Raw genomic sequence first — 19,285 nt, 5'->3', positions numbered from 1 at the left:
ATTTACAAAAGAACCGTTGCCGTCCTCGGATAAACCCCGCTCGCATCACCGCATCTGCGGAGGTGCACTTCGTGCATTTCATCATAATGAGAATGGTATTATTTTAGAACGGTCTCTTGTACGTAAAGCGGAAGCGTAAAATATCTCCCTTGATTATTCGAAGATAATCTAAAATTATTTTTTGTCTTTCTTAGATTTAAAATTACCTATCGAAACCGTTTCCGGTATCGTTTCCGATATTTTTATTTAGAAATCAGCGAGTTAGGGCCTATTTTTTTTGTGTTCCGGTTGCAATACTTGTTCTATCTTCGAGAGCAAGTCGCTGCAGATAGCTTGTTGCAGGTTTTTTAGCAGACCTCGAAACTCAAGCAGAAGCAGTGATTTTAAATTGCATTATTATCATAAGTATAGCCTCATGCTACATACTATGCGCTGGTTCGGGCCTCAAGACCCAGTTTCCCTTCATTCGCTTCGCCAGGCTGGCTGTGCGGGCGTCGTGACGGCCCTGCACCAAATGCCGGTGGGAGCAGTATGGCCAATAGAGGAAATTCAGGCGCGCCAGCAGCTAGTAGAGGCCGATAACGCGACCCATTCTCCTTTGCAGTGGGCGGTAGTCGAAAGCCTGCCCGTGCACGAGGACATTAAAAAAGGCTTGCCCACGCGCACTCAGTATATAGCGAACTATCAGGAGTCGTTGCGTAATCTGGCCGCGTGCGGGATTGGCACTGTGTGCTACAACTTTATGCCCGTGCTGGATTGGTCGCGTACCAACCTCAGCTACCAGATGCCCGACGGCTCTAAGGCCCTGCGCTTCGTGTGGCAAGATTTCGCGGTTTTCGACCTCTGTATTCTGTGTCGTCCTGGCGCCGAAAACGATTACGACTCAACCGTCGCTGCCGCGGCCCGCGCCCAGTTTGCGACCATGTCGCCGGCTCAGGTGCAAACGTTGTCGGACATCGTGCTGCTCGGCTTGCCCGGCTCGGAGGAAGCCTTCCAGCTAAGCCAATTTCAAGGCCTATTAGATCAGTATGCGGCGATTGGCGCACCGGAGCTGCGCGAAAACCTCTACTACTTTCTGCGGCACGTAGGCCCAGTAGCCGAAGAAGTGGGCATTAACTTGACTATTCACCCCGATGACCCGCCGTTCCCCCTCTTAGGCCTGCCCCGGGTGGTGAGCACGGAAGCCGACCTGGCGGGCCTGTTGCAGGCCTACGACTCGCCGGCCAATGGCTTGTGCTTCTGCACAGGCTCCTTGGGGGTGCGCCCGGACAACGACTTGCCCGGCATGGCCCGCCGCTTTGCCCCCCGCATTCATTTCATTCACCTGCGGGCCACCAAGCGCGAGGAAAACCCGCGCAACTTCCACGAGGCCGACCACCTCACCGGCGACGTGGACATGTACGCGGTGGTGCAGGAGCTGGTGCGCGAAGAACTGCGTCGGGCCCAAACGGGGGACGGCAACGCAGCCATTCCCATGCGCCCCGACCACGGCCACCAGATGCTCGACGACCTGGACAAGCGCACCTACCCGGGCTACTCCGCCATCGGGCGGCTGCGCGGGCTGGCCGAGCTGCGAGGCCTAGAGCTGGGTATCCGTCGCGGACTGCTGGATGCTGAAAAAAGCCCCCCAGAGCATTCTACTAACGATTCTTATTCTGCTCGCTTCAACTAATCCTTTCCACCTGCCTTACCACCTATGTTATTACGCTTTCTGCTCTTGCTTGTAGTACTGTGCGTCGGAGCCCACTCTCAGGGCCGGGCCGATGATGGCTACCGCTTGTGGCTGAAGTACGACCAATTACCAGAGGCTCGCCTGCGCTCAGCTTGGCAGGGGCGAGCCAAAGGGATTGTAGTAGAAAACGCGTCCTCGCCCATTTTGCAAACAGCCGCCCACGAGCTGCAACTCGGGCTGCAAGGCTTGTTGGGTCGCCCGGTGCCGGTGGGGGCATCGGGCGGTAAGGGACGTATCCGCTTGCAAGTGGCCGCCGACCCTACGTTGGGCAAAGAAGGCTATCGCATATCGGAGCAAAACGGCAGCTTGGTTATAACCGGCCCCACCGACGCGGCCGTGCTTTACGGCTGCTTCGCCCTGCTTCGCCATATTCAGACCGGACAAATGCCCCCCACGGCAGTCCTGACCAGTCAGCCCCGAATTCAGTACCGTATGCTCAACCACTGGGATAATCCCAATGGCACCGTGGAGCGCGGCTATGCGGGTTCCTCTATCTGGAAGTGGCAGGAATTGCCCGAAGTCATTGACCCTCGCTATAAGGACTATGCTCGCGCCAACGCTTCCATTGGTATTAATGGTATCGTAGTCAACAACGTAAATGCCAGCGCCCGCTATCTCACGCCTGAGTATTTACGCAAGGTAGCCGCAGTAGCTGATGTCATGCGGCCCTACGGCATTCGGGTGTATCTGTCGGTAATGTGGGCGGCGCCGAAGCTCATTGGGGGGCTTTCTAACTCCGATCCGCTTGACCCCAAAGTGCGGCAGTGGTGGAAGACTAGAACCGATGAGATCTACAAGACTATTCCCGACTTCGGCGGCTTTCTAGTAAAAGCCAACTCAGAAGGTGAGCCCGGCCCCCAAGACTACGGCCGCAACCACGCCGACGGGGCCAATATGCTCGCCGAATCCTTGGGTCAGCACGACGGCATCGTGATGTGGCGGGCCTTTGTGTACAAAGCCAACTCCAAGGGCGACAGATTCAAAGAAGCTTACGAAGAGTTTCAACCTCTCGACGGCAAGTTTGCCCCGAAGGTGCTGGTGCAGGTAAAAAACGGTCCGATAGATTTTCAGTCGCGCGAGCCTTTTCATCCGCTATTTGGCGCGATGCCGCGCACGCCGCTGGTATTGGAAGTACAGCTAACGCAAGAATACCTGGGTTTTGCAACCCACTTGGTATACCTGGGCCCGCTCATTAAAGAGTGCTTGGAATCCGATACTTATTCCCAAGGCAAAGGCTCGACGGTAGCGAAAGTGGTTGATGGCACGCTGGAAAAGCACAGCATCAGTGGCATTGCCGGCGTTGCCAACATCGGCTCCGACCGCAACTGGACCGGCCACCCTGTAGGTCAGGCCAACTGGTACGCCTTCGGGCGCCTGGCCTGGGATCATACCCTGAACTCGGATGCTATTGCGGAAGAGTGGACGAAAATGACGCTGACCACCGAGCCACAAGCCGTGCGCACTATTGCCCAGGTGCTCAACCAGTCGCGCAACATCTATGTGCGCTACACCACGCCGCTGGGTCTGCACCATATTATGGGTCAAAGCCTGCACTACGGCCCCGAGCCTTGGTTGGAAAAAAGCGCACGCCCCGACTGGACTTCGGTGTATTACCACAAAGCAGATTCCATCGGCCTGGGCTTCGATCGTACTGCCAAAGGCTCCAATGCCCTTGGCCTATATGCCCCGCAGGTTCGCCAGCTCTGGGGTAATCCGGCCACCTGCCCACCTGACTATTTGCTGTGGTTTCACCACGTGCCTTGGGGGCAGCGGCTAAGCACAGGCAATACCCTGTGGGACGAGCTAACTACCCGATACTACTCTGGAGCCGACTCTGTGCTGTGGATGCAGCAGCAGTGGGCTCAGGTAAAGCCCAATGTAGATGCCGAAGTCCATACCGATGTGGCCTCCCGCCTTCGCATTCAGCACCGCGAGGCCATCTGGTGGCGCGACGCCTGCGTGCTCTACTTCCAGACTTATTCGAAGCGACCCATTCCGCCCTCTCTTACCCCTCCAACGCGCCCCCTGGCCGAAATCAAAGAGCTGGTCGATATCTATCAGCTACGCTAATTCATCAGCTTTATCACTTCTCGTATGGCACACATCGAGCACCTTACCTCTACTGCAACTCAACCCGAGGCGCAACATCAGATTAACCCATTTTCCTTAGAAGGAAAGCTGGCTCTTGTTACCGGCGGTGGCACTGGCATTGGACTAGAAATAGCCCGCTGCATGGCGACGGCCGGCGCTACGGTTATCATCACAGGCCGCCGTGAGGCGGTACTGCAGGAAGCCGTAGCCGACATAGGCAATTCGGTCCATTACCTCACCAATGATGTTTGTGAGCTGGATACGCTGGAAGACTTAGTAGCTCAAATAGAGTCTACGCATGGTCCGCTGGATATTCTAGTAAACAATGCCGGGGTGAACATGAAAAAGCCCGCCCTAGAAGTGACGGACGAAGAGTTCAACCGCATTATTCACACAAACCTGAACGCCGTTTTCTCCCTAACCCGGGCCTGCGCCAAGCGCATGATTGAGCGGCGTAGCGGCGTGATTCTGATGATTTCGTCTATGGCGGCCTACTACGGCATCGACCGGGTAGTAGCCTACGCGGCTTCCAAGTCGGCGGTGGAAGGCATGGTGAAGGTATTGGCCTCCGAGTTCTCTAAGGACAACGTGCGGGTGAATGCCATTGCACCAGGGTTCATTGAAACAGAAATGAGCCGCAAAGCCATGAACAGCGACCCCGACCGCCGCGACCGGGCCATGCGACGCACACCTATGGGCAAGTTCGGTCAGCCCACGGATATCGGCCACGCGGCCGTGTTCCTGGCCTCCGACGCGGCTCGCTATATCACCGGCGTTTCCTTACCCGTCGATGGGGGCAATTCCATTGGCTTTTAGCAGCCATGTCCACTAAAAATTAAGCTTACTCTCATAACTCAAACATCCCACTTCCATGCACTCATCATTACGAAAAACGGTCTTTGGGCTGAGCTGGCCGCTAGCGGTGGCCACTGGCCTACCCCTAGTCGGGGCCATGCTCGTCCCTGTTCAGGTACACGCCCAGGCAGCCCAATCTATTTCCGGTCGTGTGATAGCGGCTGATGGTACCGGGTTGCCCGGGGTAAACGTGGTTGTGAAAGGCTCGAGCACGGGGGCTGCAACTGATGCCGACGGCCGGTTTACGGTAAATGCCGCACCGGGCTCAACATTGGTATTCTCCTTCGTAGGCTACACCCCTCGCGAAGTAGCTGTAGGTAATCAGACCACATTAAATGTGACGCTAGCCGAGGATACCAAGCAGTTGAATGAAGTAGTCGTTACGGGCTACGGCGTGCAAAAGAAAAGTCAGGTGACGGGTGCCATTTCGTCGGTTGATGAGCAAGCACTGCGTGACGTGCCAGTAGCCAACGTTGGACAGGCCTTGCAGGGTCGCGCGGCGGGTATTACTGTATCTAGCGCCAGCACCACGCCCGGTCAGACTCCAGTAATTCGTATACGTGGCAACCGCTCGTTTTCGGGCTCCAACGACCCGCTGCTAGTTGTTGATGGTATACCTTTCGACGGTAGCCTCAATGACCTGAACCCCGATGATATCACCTCGCTGGAAGTACTGAAAGATGCCTCCTCCACGGCTATCTATGGTGCCCGGGGGGCAAATGGCGTTATCCTGATTACCACCCGCCGGGGCAAGAGTGGAGCACCCAAAGCTACGTATAGCGGCTACTACGGCACGAAGGGAGCGTATGGCCTCTATGACCTTCAGAACGGCTCACAGTACTACGACTACCGTTTGGAGGCATACCGTGCGCAAAGCCCGAACTTCAACCCAGAAACGAACACGACCTTCCTGACGGCCGATGAGCGGGCCAACTACGCCGCCGGCATCACGACAGACTACCAGGATCTGATGTTCCAGAAAGGCCACATTCAGAACCACGTACTAGGCGTGAGCGGTGGCACCGACCAAACCCAGTATTCCGCCTCCATGGGGTACTACGACGAAACGGGCATCGTACCGGTGCAGCGTTTCCGGCGCTATTCGCTGCGTGGTACCCTCGACCAACAGATTGGCAAGCGGATTAAAGTTGGTTTGAATACGCTTAACAACTTCAATCAGGCAGATGACCCCAACGTCAACATCCTGTACCAGATTCTAGCTACCAGCCCACTAGCCTCTCCCTACGATGCCAACGGTGTGCCCGTCCTGTATCCCAACTCTGATACCGGTATGGCCAATCCGTTGACCCTTTATACCACCGACGCTCACAAAGACGTGACCCGGCGCCTACGCACCTTCAATAGCCTTTATGGGCAAGTTAACATCCTTGAAGGGTTAGATTATCGCCTCAATTTAGGTCTTGATGTGCGCTCGGAAAACAATGGCAACTTCTTCGCTTCTCAAACGCCACAGAACGGTGGGGGGCAAAGTACTGCTGGTCGATCTAACAGTCTGGCCTTCAATTTGCTGGCTGAAAACATCCTGACATACAACCGCAGCTTCGGCGAGCACGACGTAAACTTTACTGGCTTGTATAGCGCCCAGCAGTTCCGCTTCGACAACTTTAGCACTGCCGTACGCAACCTGCCCGCCAATTACCAGCTTGACAATAATATAGGTGCTGGTACGCCGAGCTCAGCCTCTAGCGGACAGCAGCGGTGGGATATTATCTCTTACATGGGCCGCATCAACTACGCCTACAACGACCGCTACTCAGCTACGCTGACAATGCGCGTCGACGGCTCGTCGCGTCTGGCACCTGGCAACAAATACAAAGCCTTCCCTTCGGCGGCTGTGGCCTGGAATGTGGCCAATGAGTCGTTCATGCAAGATTATGGCTGGCTTAACATCCTGAAGCTGCGGGCCAGCTATGGTCGCGTGGGCAGTACCGCCGTGAACCCCTACCAGACGCTAGGCTTGCTCTCGTCGGGTATTGGCTCGGGCTTCTACAACTTCGGCTCAACGGGAGCCGTGGGCGTGATTCCAACCAGCATTCCAAATCCTAACCTAGGCTGGGAATACACCGCGACCACCAACTTTGGTCTTGACTTTGGTTTCCTAGATAACCGCTTCTCGGGTTCGGTAGAAGTGTACGAGCAGCGTACCAGTGACCTATTGCTGCCCGACGCTCTGCCTACTGCCAGTGGTTACGGCTCGTTTACCCGCAACGCGGGTCAAACCCAGAACCGCGGTATAGAGCTATCGTTGACCACTGCAAACGTGCGGTCGAATGCCAACGATGGATTTGAGTGGAGCACCGACTGGAACTTCACAGTAAACCGCGAGAAAGTGCTTTCGTTGGCCCGCGGAACTGATGCTGACGGTAACGAGTTGAGCGACATCGGCAACCAGCGCTTTATTGGTCAGCCCCTCTACGTTATCTATGACTTTAAGAAGCTCGGCATCTGGCAGACAGAGGAAGCAGATGAGGCTCGGCGGTACGGCTCAAAGCCAGGCCAAATCAAGGTGGAAGATTTGGATGGCAATGGTGTAATCAACGCCAATGACCGCCAGATTATCGGTTCGCGCCAGCCGAAGTTCGAGGCTGGTCTGACCAACCGTTTTCGCTTCAAAGGCTTTGATATGAACGTAGTGGCCCTGACGCGGGTAGGCGCCACGGTAGTAGATCCTACGTTGTTTGGACCAGCATATTTCACCACGAATACAGGTCGCCGCAACCAATTGAACCTCGATTACTGGACGCCAACTAATCCCACCAACGAATATCCCCAGCCTGACCAATCGGCTCGCGCTACGGAATGGCCTACCTATGGCCAGACGCTAGCTTATCGTAACGGTACCTTTATCAAGGTGCGCAGCATCGACTTAGGCTATACGCTGCCAGCAGCCTGGGCCAAAGCGGCGTTCATGAGCTCGGCCCGCATTTACCTGCAAGTACAGAATCCCCTTATCTGGTCTAAGGATCAGTTCTTCAAGGATAATAAAGCCATTGATCCGGATGCACTGTCGTACTCGAGCCGCTTCAACGCAGCTAACCCTGGTGGCATCGAGTTTACGGGCGGCAACCCCAACAATACTGGCGGTGGCCTTGCCGGCGTGGGTGTAAACTACCCTGTGACACGGGCCTTCATCGTAGGCGTTAACGTGGGCTTTTAAGGATACTGAAATAAATGGTTAGCAGTTAGAAGAATGAGTTGGAACTGGCTAGGTTTTACTTGCGCACTTCTACTTCCTGACCCTTCATAGCTCATCCTTCCTCAAAAAATCACTCAAACTTTCAGCGCAGCGCGCTACCTGTATATGAAAAAGATAGTATTATTCACCGTAGGAACCTCTTTGCTCCTCGCTACTGCGGGGTGTAATAAAGACATCCTGGATGAAAATCCACAAGCCATCCTGACGCCTGCCTTCCTCGGCACCGCGCAGGGTGTAGAACTGGGCGTGACGGGAGTTTACTCGGGTCTGCGCCAGATTCATGGCAACGACGCCGCGTTTTTTACCACCGAAGCCGGTACCGACCTGTGGACGAATGGTATTTCGTCGAGCAGCGGGCTAAATGACTACAGCCCCACTGACCTTACCCCTGTCAATGCCGGATCTACCTCATTCATCTGGACCGTGTGCTACCAGATGATCAACACGGCTAATGGCGTATTAAGAAGCATTTCCACGGTACAAGGGCTTGATGCAGCTCGCATAAAGCAATTGACGGCCGAAACAAAGCTGTTGCGGGCGCACTACTACTTTACGCTCGTACGCCAGTTCGGCGATGTGCCGCTGATGCTAGAATTTGTGGATGCCCCCACCAAGGACATCGTACGGGCGCCTTTAGCCGATGTGTACGCTCAGATCATCAAAGATCTGACGGAAGGCATGAATGATATTGCTGACAAGCCTGCGCAGCCCGGTCGCGTGACCCGTGCTACTGCGCTGCATGAGTTGGCCAAAGTACACCTGGCCCGGGCAACCTCTTCGGCTCGGGACGCCGGTGACTATGCCAATGCTGCGAAGTTTGCCAAAGAACTCATCGACAACCAAGCCCGCTACGGAGTAGGCTTGGAGGCTGATCCGGCTACTGTATTTGCTGAAGGCAACGAGAACGGAAAGGAAGTTCTTTTTAATGTGCAGTTCAGCGGCGACGCAACCTTCAACCGCGTCGATGGCTTCACCTTTGGTGGGGAAAACGTAGCTGGCTTCAACTTCCGCAGCCGCTACGACTTGCTGCCCAACATGGTGCGTGACATCAATAATGGACGACCTTTCGCTCGCCACGTGCCCACACCATACCTAGAGAACTCCTTCATTCTGCGCGATGCCAGCGGCAACGCGCTAGAGTCGGGCGCTTCGCTACGCACTACCGACACGCGTTACAATAAGTGGTTCACTACCATATATCGAGTGAATTCGCCTGGTAACAACAGCGGTAGCGCACGGGCTGTAGTTGGCGATACTGCTGTTTGGTATCCAGGCCGCGAACTGCCAGCTGCACAGCTTGCCCGTATTGCTGCCCGCCAGCCGGTGCCTTATCGGGTATTTCAGCCTAGCCAGTACACCACGGAGTTTTTCCCGACACTCAACAAATACGACTCGCGGAACCGCACATCGGTCAATGGTTTCTCTACCCGCCCAAACATTATTTATCGTCTGGCCGAAACGTATCTGATAGCCGCTGAGGCTTACTTCTACCTGAATAATCCGGCTCAGGCGGCTACCTACATCAATGTGGTGCGCACCCGTGCTGCGGCCCAAGGCCGGACCGCTCAGATGCAAATAACGCCTGCCCAGGTAAACATCGACTTCATCCTAGATGAGCGTACGCGCGAATTAGCCGGCGAAATGATGCGCTGGTACGACTTGAAACGCACTGGCAAGCTAGTGGAGCGTGTGAAAGCCTATAATCCACCCCTAACGACCCGCGCAAGTGGTGTTTATGGCTCTCGTGCCGCTCTCAATATCCAGGACTTCCATGTATTGCGGCCCATTCCGCAGACGGAAATAGACCGCACCAACGGTAAGATTACCCAGAACGACAAGTATTAATAGAGCAATAGGCGACAAACGGCCGGGCAGTCTTACGGCAGCCCGGCCGTTTTTGTCTGCTTTAGGTTGAGTACAATTTGCCCCCCAGACTCCGGCGCAGACGGCAAATGACGGATCAGCCTGCCTAATCCGTGCGGCGCCAACTGACCGAGCGTTACGCCTTTCTGTTCACTCTCATCCACAAGTACTTCGCCGTTATAACGCATTATCGCGTCGCGCTGTAGAGCGTAACCGACAGTGATTTCTGGATCAACGGCTGGCATATTCGAGGCTGCATTAGCACCCCACTACCATCTGGCTACCACTAGCAGGTCAGAGCCCGCCTTTCAGGCCGTCGTGCAAGCGACGCAGGAGAATAAACAACAAAGTCAATGACCAGATTATCCGCTCTGCTACCCGTTGTCGGTGCCAGCGTTCTGCTGACGTTTGTCCTTAATAACGGGCCATCGACCTGGAACTCGCCGCTTGGGTCCAGTCTGCTGCCTGCTTCAGTAGTAGCAACGAGGCCCGGCCATAATGATACACAGCCTGCTGCGGGCCCCGCAACTATTGAAGGTGAACAAGTACAGTTGAGGGTGGCAGCCGCGAAGATCGGCCGTGAACGCATTTCCATCAATGAAGGCTGGAAGTTTTACCGTTACGACTCGCCGGAAAAAGCCGATAGCCTTCTCTACGACGTACGGCCCGAAGTGCGCAACGAGCAGGACAGCAAGGACGCCGACTCCCGCCCCACCGAGGCCGTAGCCGTAACCGCCAAGCGAACCGTTCTCAAGCCTTGGATTCTGCCCTCGGGCAACGACTTCATAAAAGACCCCGCGAAACGGCACAAGCGGCCGGTCGGCAATCCGGGGGGCAATTTCCCCTTTGTACAGGCTGGCTTTGATGATAATGCCTGGGAAAGCGTAACCCTGCCCCACGACTGGGCCATCAAGGGACCGTTTTACGTGGGCGAAGGTGTACCCATTGGCGGAGGTATGGGCCGGCTGCCTGTGCAGGGCGTAGCCTGGTACCGCCGCAAGCTGGATATTCCAGCCACCGACGCGGGCAAAAAAGTGTACCTTGATGTGGATGGCGCCATGTCCTATGCTATAGTCTGGCTGAACGGGCAACTGGTAGGCGGCTGGCCCTACGGCTACTCCTCCTTTCGACTCGACCTAACGCCCTATCTCAAGCCAGGCGCTGCCAACCAGCTAGCCATTCGCTTGGATAATCCGCCCAGCTCATCGCGCTGGTACCCTGGTGGCGGCATCTACCGCAACGTGTGGCTGACCAAGGTAAACCGCGTACACGTGGGCCACTGGGGCACCACCATAACGACCAGCAACGTGAGCAAAACGGCCGCTACCATCAAGCTTGCTGTGGCTGTAAAGAACACCGGTCAGGCTGCCGCCAACTTGATGGTAACTACGCAAATCTATCGGCTGAACGCCCAGGGCCAGAAAACCGGCCGGGCGGTGGCTGGTTTTCTGGGTGCCGCCCCCACGGTGGGCGCTGGCGCCACCGATACAATTACGAGCTCGGTTGTACTGCGCAATCCAAAGCTGTGGGGGCCGCTGCCCACTCAGCAGCCTAACCGGTACGTGGCCGTCACGACAATTATGTCCCACGCATCTGTGCTCGATACTTACGAAACGCCATTCGGCATTCGGGAGGTGCGTTTTGATGCTGAGAAAGGACTTTTTGTAAACGGTGAGCGGATTTTTATTCAGGGCGTGAATCAGCACCACGATCTGGGCGCCCTGGGAGCCGCTTTCAATGTGCGGGCGGCCGAGCGGCAGCTGGAGGTGCTGCGCGACATGGGCTGCAACGCCATTCGCATGTCGCATAATCCGCCGGCACCCGAGTTGCTGGAGCTAACTGACCGCATGGGCTTTCTGGTGATTGATGAAATCTACGACTCCTGGAATCTGAAAAAGACGCCGCTCGACTTTCACCTCATTTTCCCCGACTGGCACGAGCAGGACCTGCGGGCCCTGGTACGCCGCGACCGGAACAACCCGTCCGTCGTGCTCTGGAGCTTTGGCAACGAGGTAGGCGAGCAGTACACGGGCGAAGAAGGCGCTGCCGTGGCTAAAATGCTGTACCGCATCACTAAGGAAGAAGACCCCACCCGCCCTACCACCGTGGCCATGAACTACGCCAAGCCCGACATGCCCCTGCCCGCCGTGGCCGACGTTGTCAGCCTCAACTATCAGGGCGAAGGCATCCGCTACGACGGAGCCTACAAGGGCCTGAAGGGCATCACCACGCCGCCACTGTTTCCGAAATTTCACGAGAACTTTCCCAGTAAGCTGATTCTGAGCACCGAAAACGCTTCGGCTCTGAGCAGCCGCGGCCAGTACGTATTTCCAGTGTTCGAAGGCAACAGCGCCCCGGTGAGCGACCTGCTGGGGGGCAATTCCAAGACCCAACAGGTTAGCGCTTACGAGCTGTACTCAGTGGCGTTTGGCTCCTCGGCCGATAAGGTGTTTGCCACCCTGGCGCAGCACCCCTTCGTAGCGGGCGGCTTCGCCTGGACCGGCTGGGACTACCTGGGCGAGCCCACGCCCTACTACTCGGCGCGCAGCTCCTACTCGGGCATCATCGACCTGGCGGGCTTCCCCAAAAATCGGTACTATCTCTACCAGGCCCACTGGCGTCCGCAACTGCCCATGGCGCATATTCTGCCCCACTGGAACTGGCCCGAGCGCGTGGGGCAGGCAACGCCCGTACACGTGTTCACCTCCGGCGATGAGGCCGAACTGTTTCTGAATGGCAAGTCTTTGGGTCGCAAGAAAAAAGCCCCCTACGAGTACCGCCTGCGCTGGGATGAGGTAGTGTACACGCCGGGCGAGCTGAAAGTAGTAGCCTACAAAAACGGCAAGCGTTGGGCCGAAGATGGTATCAAAACGACCGGCGCACCCGCCGCTGTGCAGCTTTCCGCCGACCGTAAGATAATAACCGCCGACGACCAGGACCTGAGCTTCGTGACGGTGCAGCTTCTGGACAAAAACGGTCTGCCCGTGCCCGATGCTCAGAACAAGCTCGAATTCAGCTTAGAAGGCCCCGGCGAAATAGTGGCCACCGACAACGGCGACGCGGCCAGTATGGTCTCGTTCGCTTCCCCGGTCCGCGAAGCTTTCAGCGGCAAGTGTCTGGTTATTGTTCGCGGTAAGAAGGGCCAACCGGGTACCATTAAGTTAAAAGCGCAATCCAGTGGCCTCACGGAAACTACGTTTTCTATCAAAACGGTGGCTGGGAAGTAGATCGACAAGGGTACCGTGGCGCTCGCTGCTGATTTTAGCTTGCTTGCCTTATTGACCAGAAGTTTTCCTTCCAAAGACTCAAGACATTTTTCTACTCGAACGCCGCATGCTGCCAGCCCAACTAAGAATCTTCTTTGCCGCCTTGGTGACCTTGTTGCTGCAAAATACAGCTCTCTATGCACAATCGATTGAGTTGGTCAACCCTATTCTATCAGGTTTCTACCCCGACCCCAGCGTGATTCGCGTCGGCTCGGATTACTACCTGGTGAATTCCACTTTTTCCTACTTCCCCGGCATTCCGGTCATGCACAGCAAAGACCTCAAGAACTGGAAGCAGATTGGCAACGTCATCAGCCGGCCCTCTCAGATGAACTTTATGGGCGACCGAATGACCCGCGGGTTGTTTGCGCCGGCCATTGAGCACCATAACGGCACGTTTTACGTCACCTGCACCCTCATCGACCACAAGGGCAATTTTGTAGTAACGGCCAAAAACCCCGCCGGCCCGTGGAGCGACCCGATTTTTCTGCCCGAGGTAAAGGGCATTGATCCTTCGTTGTTTTTTGAGGGCGACAAAGCCTACGTTATCTACAACAGCGACCCACCGGACAATGTATCTCTGTATTCTGGGCACCGTACAATCAAAATCATAGAGCTGGATCCAGTGAAGCTGCAAACCGTAGGCGAGGCGAAAATCTTGGTCAACGGCGGCGTGGATATAAGTAAGAAGCCGGTCTGGATTGAAGGGCCGCATATCATGAAGCGCAACAACTGGTATTACCTGTATGCAGCTGAAGGCGGCACATCCGTGAATCATACAGAGGTCGTTTTCCGCAGCAAGTCACCCCAGGGGCCTTACGCGCCCTATGAAAACAACCCCATTCTCTCGCAACGCGAGCTTCCCAAAGACCGCAAAGACCCCATTACGTCGGCCGGGCACGCGCAGTTTGTGGACGGGCCGGATGGGCAGACCTACGCCATTTTCCTGGCCGTGCGGCCCTACGACGACAACCACTACAACACGGGCCGGGAGACGTTTATCGTGCCCGTAGAGTGGAAAGACGAGTGGCCGGTTATGAACCCCGGCCCTGGCGGCGTGCAGTATTCGTACACGGCGAAGTTTCCAGAAGTAAAGCAGGCAGGCGCCCGGCCTCAAAGCGGCAATTTCAGCTATACCCTCACCTTCGACAAGCAGCTCGACCCGGCGCTGCTGTTCTTGCGTACGGTGGACAGTACAAATTTTTCGCTGAGCAAGGCTAAGGGACTTACCTTAAAGCTGAAACCGGAAACCTGCTCGGAACTCGGCAACCCAGCCTTCATCGGTAAGCGGCAGCAGCACCTGTACGGCAGCACCGAAACTGAACTGACATTCTCGGCTAAAGCGGAGAATGAAACGGCGGGCCTAGTGGTCTTTCAGGATGAAAAGCACTTCTATTACCTCTGCAAATCGGTGGAAAAGGGCCAGCCGGTAATACAGCTTCTCAAGAGTACCGATGAGCCAAAGAAGATGGAGCCGCTGGCAAAAGCACCACTAAAAGCAGTTGCGGGCAAGGTTCAGCTACGCATCAGGACCGAAGGTGATACCTACAGCTTCCATTTTTCTGAAAATGGCAAAGCCTGGACGCTGCTCAAAGACAAAGTAGACGCGCGCTTCCTGAGCACGCAAACAGCGGGGGGCTTTATTGGCTGTCTGTTCGGCATGTATGGCACGTCAGCTGGGCAACCCACCGCCAACACAGCCTCCTTTAAGTGGCTGAAATACGAAGGGAATGACCCCATGTACAAGAAGTAAAATGCAGCGCGCCACCCTAACCGCTTGCGCGCTTCTTCCCACTCCCTGGTTTCTGCTGGCGCAAGTATTCGCCGCTGCTCAGACTACCCCAAAGGCCGCTCATTCCACCTGCGCAGCAAGTTAGTAGCGCCCATAAAGCATCCCATACCAAGTCACCTCCAGATGATATGTCGATGAATTTATTCTTCAGATTTCTGCACAGCCCCATAAGGAGCGGCCTGTTGCTGCTCTTGGGGTTGCATATAGGCCTGGGTAGCAGCTTGGCGCAGCGGCCACCCAAGCAGGCAAAGCCAACTCAAAAAGGTGCCTTCTATACCGGGCAGTATCCCAATCTGCTTCGGGAGGCTGGCTATAGCCAGGCCGACATAGACAAAAAGGTAACCCAAACCTACCAGGCACTATTTGAGGGACCCAACCGAATTTACTTTGAAGTAGGCGATTCAATGGCCTACGTGTCGGACCTGAAGAATCACGATGTCCGGACCGAAGGAGTTTCGTACGGGATGATGATAGCTGTGCAGCTAAACAAAAAGCAAGAGTTTGACCGCATTTGGCGCTGGTCGAAGAGGTACCTGCAACATCAGGAGGGCCCCTTGAAAGGCTATTTTGCCTGGAGCATCAATCCGGCTACGATGAAGCGCAACGCCGAAGGACCGGCCTCTGATGGCGAGCTGTACTTCGTCACCAGTCTATTATTTGCCTCCAACCGCTGGGGCAATGCTACTGGTATCAATTACTACCAAGAAGCTCGCAACATTCTGGATGCCATGTGGAAAAAGGATGGCACCGGCGACGTGTATAACCTGATCAACACCCAGCACAAGCAAATCAGCTTCGTGCCGGTCGGCGACATGTACAACTGGACCGATCCTTCCTACCACGTGCCCGCTTTTATGGAAGTGTGGGCCGAGTACGCCAAGGACGGACACGAGCAATTTTACCGGGCCTGCGCTGATACGTCGCGGGCATTTCTGCACCGCGCCTGCGACCCGGTTACCGGCCTCAATTACGACTACACCGAGTTTAGCGGAAAGCCCCACGCTACCAAATGGGCGCCGCCTGCCTTCCGCTACGACTCTTGGCGGGTGCCTATGAACATTGCCATGGACTACGTCTGGTTTGGCAAGGACAAAGCCTGGCAGGAACAGTATGCTCAGCGTTTTCAGGGGTTTCTGCGCAGTAAGGGCATCAACACCTTCGAGGACCAATTCAACGTGGACGGCTCGCGGCCCGATTTCATTCTGCAAGCTGGTAACGTCAAGAAGCTGCGGCACTCGCTGGGACTGGTAGCCACGGCCGCTTCGGCTTCCCTGATCCGGCGAAATACGAACGAGCTGGATTTTGTGCACGCCCTCTGGAAAGCCAAGCTGGAGCCGTACGAGGATGGCTACTTCGATCCTTATTACGACGGTATTTTATACTTATTCAGCTTAATGCATTTGAGTGGAAAATACCAGGCTATAAAACCGCAGGCGCGCTAAATAAATACTCGGAGCTATGTATTGTTTTCTTCTAGGGGGCTTTTTTAATAAAATTGTTTTATTCTGCGGAATAATTTCCGCGTCAGTTTTTGTATCGCCGCTGTTTGCGCAAACAAAGCAGGCGCAGAACCCCATCATTTATGCCGACGTGCCGGATATATCAATAATTCGGGTGGGGGGCAATTATTACATGAGCAGCACGACCATGCACATGAGTCCGGGCGTGCCGATTATGAAATCTACTGATTTAGTGAATTGGCGATTAGTGAACTACGCGTACGATACGCTGGCGAGCTTAGACGAATTAACGCTTACCAACGGCAAAAGCACCTACGGCCGGGGCTCATGGGCCAGCAGTCTGCGCTTTCACAACGGTACATACTACGTAAGCACCTTCGCCCAAACTACCGGCAAAACCTACGTCTACTCGACCAAGAATATCGAGAAAGGCCCTTGGAAAACTGTGTCGTTTGAGCCAAGTTATCACGATCATTCCTTGTTTTTCGATGACGATGGCCGGGTGTACATGGTGTACGGTGGCGGTCAGCTGCGCCTAGTAGAATTAACGGCCGATGCCTCAGGCGTGAAGCCCGGCGCAACGGAGCAGGTCCTCATCGAGAATGCGAGTGCGCCCGCTGGACCCAATATTGGCCTGCCCGCCGAAGGCTCGCAGATCTTCAAAGTCAAGGGCAAATACTACCTTTTTAATATCGTTTGGCCCAAGGGCGGGATGCGCACGGTGGTGATTCATCGGGTTGATAAAATAACTGGTCCCTACGAGGGCCGAGTGGCGCTCCAAGATTTGGGCGTGGCGCAGGGCGGCCTCATAGACACCCCCGATGGCCAGTGGTTTTCTTACCTGTTCCGCGATTTTGGGGCTGTGGGGCGCGTTCCCTACCTGGTGCCAATGACGTGGACCGACGGCTGGCCGGTGCTAGGTACGGCCGGAAAAGTCCCCCAGACGCTGGCTTTGCCCGCCAGCAAAGGGCTTATTCCCGGCATTGTCGCATCAGATGATTTCAACCGCCGGCCGGGCGCGCCGGTACTGCCGCTGGTGTGGCAGTGGAACCACAACCCGGATAACTCACTCTGGTCACTCACCGACCGCAAAGGCTACCTCCGCCTAAAAACCGGCCGCCTGGATTCCTCCTTTCTGCTCGCCCGCAATACGCTCACCCAGCGCACCATTGGCCCTACATGCTCAGGCGCTACTGCCCTGGATATCTCACAGTTGAAAGATGGAGACTTTGCCGGCCTAGCCTTATTGCAGAGGCGCTACGGGTTGGTAGGAGTGGAACGCACGAACGGTACCAAAGCCATAGTCATGGTGAGTGCAGAGTCGGAGAAACCGGTAGAAATGCAGCGCATACCGCTAACGCAGGATAAAATTTATTTTAAAGCAGAATGTGATTTTACGGACCAAAAAGACGTAGCCGTTTTTTTCTATAGTCTCGACGGAAAATCCTGGAAAGTAATTGGCCCGCCACTCAAAATGGCTTATACCTTACCGCATTTTATGGGTTACCGCTTTGGGTTATTTAATTACGCTACAAAAAATACGGGTGGCTATGTGGATTTTGATTATTTCACAATTGCGAATCAAATTAATAAGAAATAATGAATCTAAATAATAATGCCTTGTCGGTTAAATAAAGTTATTTACGAATGACAAAATATAAGCTGTGGTACTTGCTGATTTTGGCTGCCTTTTTTGGCACAACGGCTAGCGCGCAAAATCCTTTTATCACCAATCAGTTTACGGCCGACCCAACGGCGAGAGTATTCGGGGACAGGGTATACGTGTATCCTTCTCACGATATTCCGTGCGGGCCGGGGCGGGGCCGCATTGGCTGGTTTTGCATGGAAGACTATCACGTGTTTTCCTCCACTAACCTCACAGATTGGACCGACCACGGAGTCATCGTCACTCAAAACAAGGTGCCCTGGGTGAAGCCCGACAGCTACAGCATGTGGGCGCCGGACTGCATCTACCGCAACGGCAAGTACTATTTCTACTTCCCCACTACCCCGAAAGACACTACAGTAGTCAAAGGCTTTACCATTGGCGTAGCCGTGGCTGACAAACCTACCGGCCCCTTTGTGCCGCAGCCACTGCCCATCAAAAACGTGCACGGCATCGACCCCAACGTGTTTATTGACAAGGATGGGCAGGCATATCTGTATTGGTCGCAGGGAGATATTTTCGGCGCCAAGCTTAAGGAAAACATGCTGGAGTTAGCCTCTGAGCCTAAAACCTTAGGGGAGTTGCCCACAAAGGGCCTGAAAGAAGGACCGTATGTATTTGAGCGAAAGGGTACGTATTACCTCACGTATCCGCACGTGGCCAACAAAACCGAGCGCCTCGAATACGCCACTAGCACCAGTCCCTTGGGGCCGTTCAAGGTTCAGGGTGTTATCATGGACGAGTCGCCCACAGGCTGCTGGACCAATCACCATTCGCTGCTCGAGTTCAAAAACCAGTGGTACCTGTTCTACCATCATAATGACTTGTCGCCAAGCTTCGACAAGAACCGCTCTATCCGTCTGGACAGCTTGTTCTTCGAGCCCAACGGCACCATCCGGAAGGTAGTGCCTACCCTGCGCGGGGTTGGTCTGACCGACGCCAAGCAGAAAATACAGCTAGACCGCTACAGCCAACTCAGTAGCAGCGGGGCTTCTATAGCCTTTTTGGATACCGCTAATAAGTTTCAGGGCTGGAAAACCGTGTTGGCTAACAACCAGGGTTGGGTACAATACAATGGCGTCGCATTTGGCCAACAGACGCTTAAGACAGTAACGCTGCGCGTGGCCGCTGCAGCCGGCGCCACAGTGCAGCTTAGGGTAGATGGGGCTACCGGCCCAATGCTGGCCCAGGTAACCGTGCCGAAGGGAGGCCAGTGGCAGGAGATAAAAGCCCCCCTGTCAGCCTTCAGGCCCGGCAGGCACACATTGTTGGTTTCGCCCAAAACGAACACGCCCGTTGAAATTGATTGGGTAAAATTTGATTGATGAAAGGCAGCTGCTCTA

The 19,285-nt window shown here is 55.2% G+C and carries 10 protein-coding genes; all 10 read left to right on the top strand.

The window, feature by feature from the left end; genetic code table 11:
• Nucleotides 1-415 precede the first annotated feature (415 nt).
• The 10 genes from uxuA (at nucleotide 416) to ACW9KT_RS20960 (ending at nucleotide 19,267) form a co-directional block, all read left to right on the top strand.
• Entirely contained in the window at nucleotides 416-1,672 is a 1,257-nt protein-coding gene (gene uxuA / locus ACW9KT_RS21005; RefSeq protein WP_457084105.1) for a mannonate dehydratase, read from the top strand.
• A gap of 24 nt (nucleotides 1,673-1,696) precedes the next feature.
• Nucleotides 1,697-3,802 (top strand): alpha-glucuronidase family glycosyl hydrolase, encoded by a 2,106-nt coding sequence (locus ACW9KT_RS21000; RefSeq protein WP_457084103.1) that lies wholly within the window; start codon nucleotides 1,697-1,699, stop codon nucleotides 3,800-3,802.
• 24 nt (nucleotides 3,803-3,826) lie between these two features.
• Nucleotides 3,827-4,639, top strand: coding sequence for an SDR family NAD(P)-dependent oxidoreductase (locus tag ACW9KT_RS20995; RefSeq protein ID WP_457084101.1), 813 nt, complete (start codon nucleotides 3,827-3,829; stop codon nucleotides 4,637-4,639).
• Between the two features lie 55 nt (nucleotides 4,640-4,694).
• Nucleotides 4,695-7,856, top strand: coding sequence for a SusC/RagA family TonB-linked outer membrane protein (locus ACW9KT_RS20990; RefSeq protein ID WP_457084099.1), 3,162 nt, complete (start codon nucleotides 4,695-4,697; stop codon nucleotides 7,854-7,856).
• 144 nt (nucleotides 7,857-8,000) lie between these two features.
• Nucleotides 8,001-9,740, top strand: coding sequence for a RagB/SusD family nutrient uptake outer membrane protein (locus ACW9KT_RS20985; RefSeq protein WP_457084097.1), 1,740 nt, complete (start codon nucleotides 8,001-8,003; stop codon nucleotides 9,738-9,740).
• A 371-nt stretch (nucleotides 9,741-10,111) separates the two neighbouring features.
• Nucleotides 10,112-12,985, top strand: coding sequence for a beta-galactosidase GalB (gene galB, locus ACW9KT_RS20980; protein WP_457084095.1), 2,874 nt, complete (start codon nucleotides 10,112-10,114; stop codon nucleotides 12,983-12,985).
• A gap of 106 nt (nucleotides 12,986-13,091) precedes the next feature.
• Nucleotides 13,092-14,777 (top strand): glycoside hydrolase family 43 protein, encoded by a 1,686-nt coding sequence (locus ACW9KT_RS20975; protein ID WP_457084093.1) that lies wholly within the window; start codon nucleotides 13,092-13,094, stop codon nucleotides 14,775-14,777.
• Nucleotides 14,778-15,007: 230 nt separating this feature from the next.
• Nucleotides 15,008-16,258, top strand: coding sequence for a glycosyl hydrolase family 8 (locus tag ACW9KT_RS20970; RefSeq protein WP_457084091.1), 1,251 nt, complete (start codon nucleotides 15,008-15,010; stop codon nucleotides 16,256-16,258).
• Nucleotides 16,259-16,274: 16 nt separating this feature from the next.
• Nucleotides 16,275-17,876, top strand: a complete 1,602-nt coding sequence (locus tag ACW9KT_RS20965; RefSeq protein ID WP_457084089.1) for a glycoside hydrolase family 43 protein — start codon at nucleotides 16,275-16,277, stop codon at nucleotides 17,874-17,876.
• A gap of 47 nt (nucleotides 17,877-17,923) precedes the next feature.
• On the top strand, nucleotides 17,924-19,267 hold the full coding sequence (locus ACW9KT_RS20960) for a family 43 glycosylhydrolase (RefSeq protein ID WP_457084087.1): 1,344 nt from the start codon (nucleotides 17,924-17,926) through the stop codon (nucleotides 19,265-19,267).
• Nucleotides 19,268-19,285: the final 18 nt, after the last annotated feature.

The sequence above is a fragment of the Hymenobacter sp. HD11105 genome, from assembly GCF_054051685.1.
This window is presented reverse-complemented; position numbering and strand designations above follow the sequence as displayed.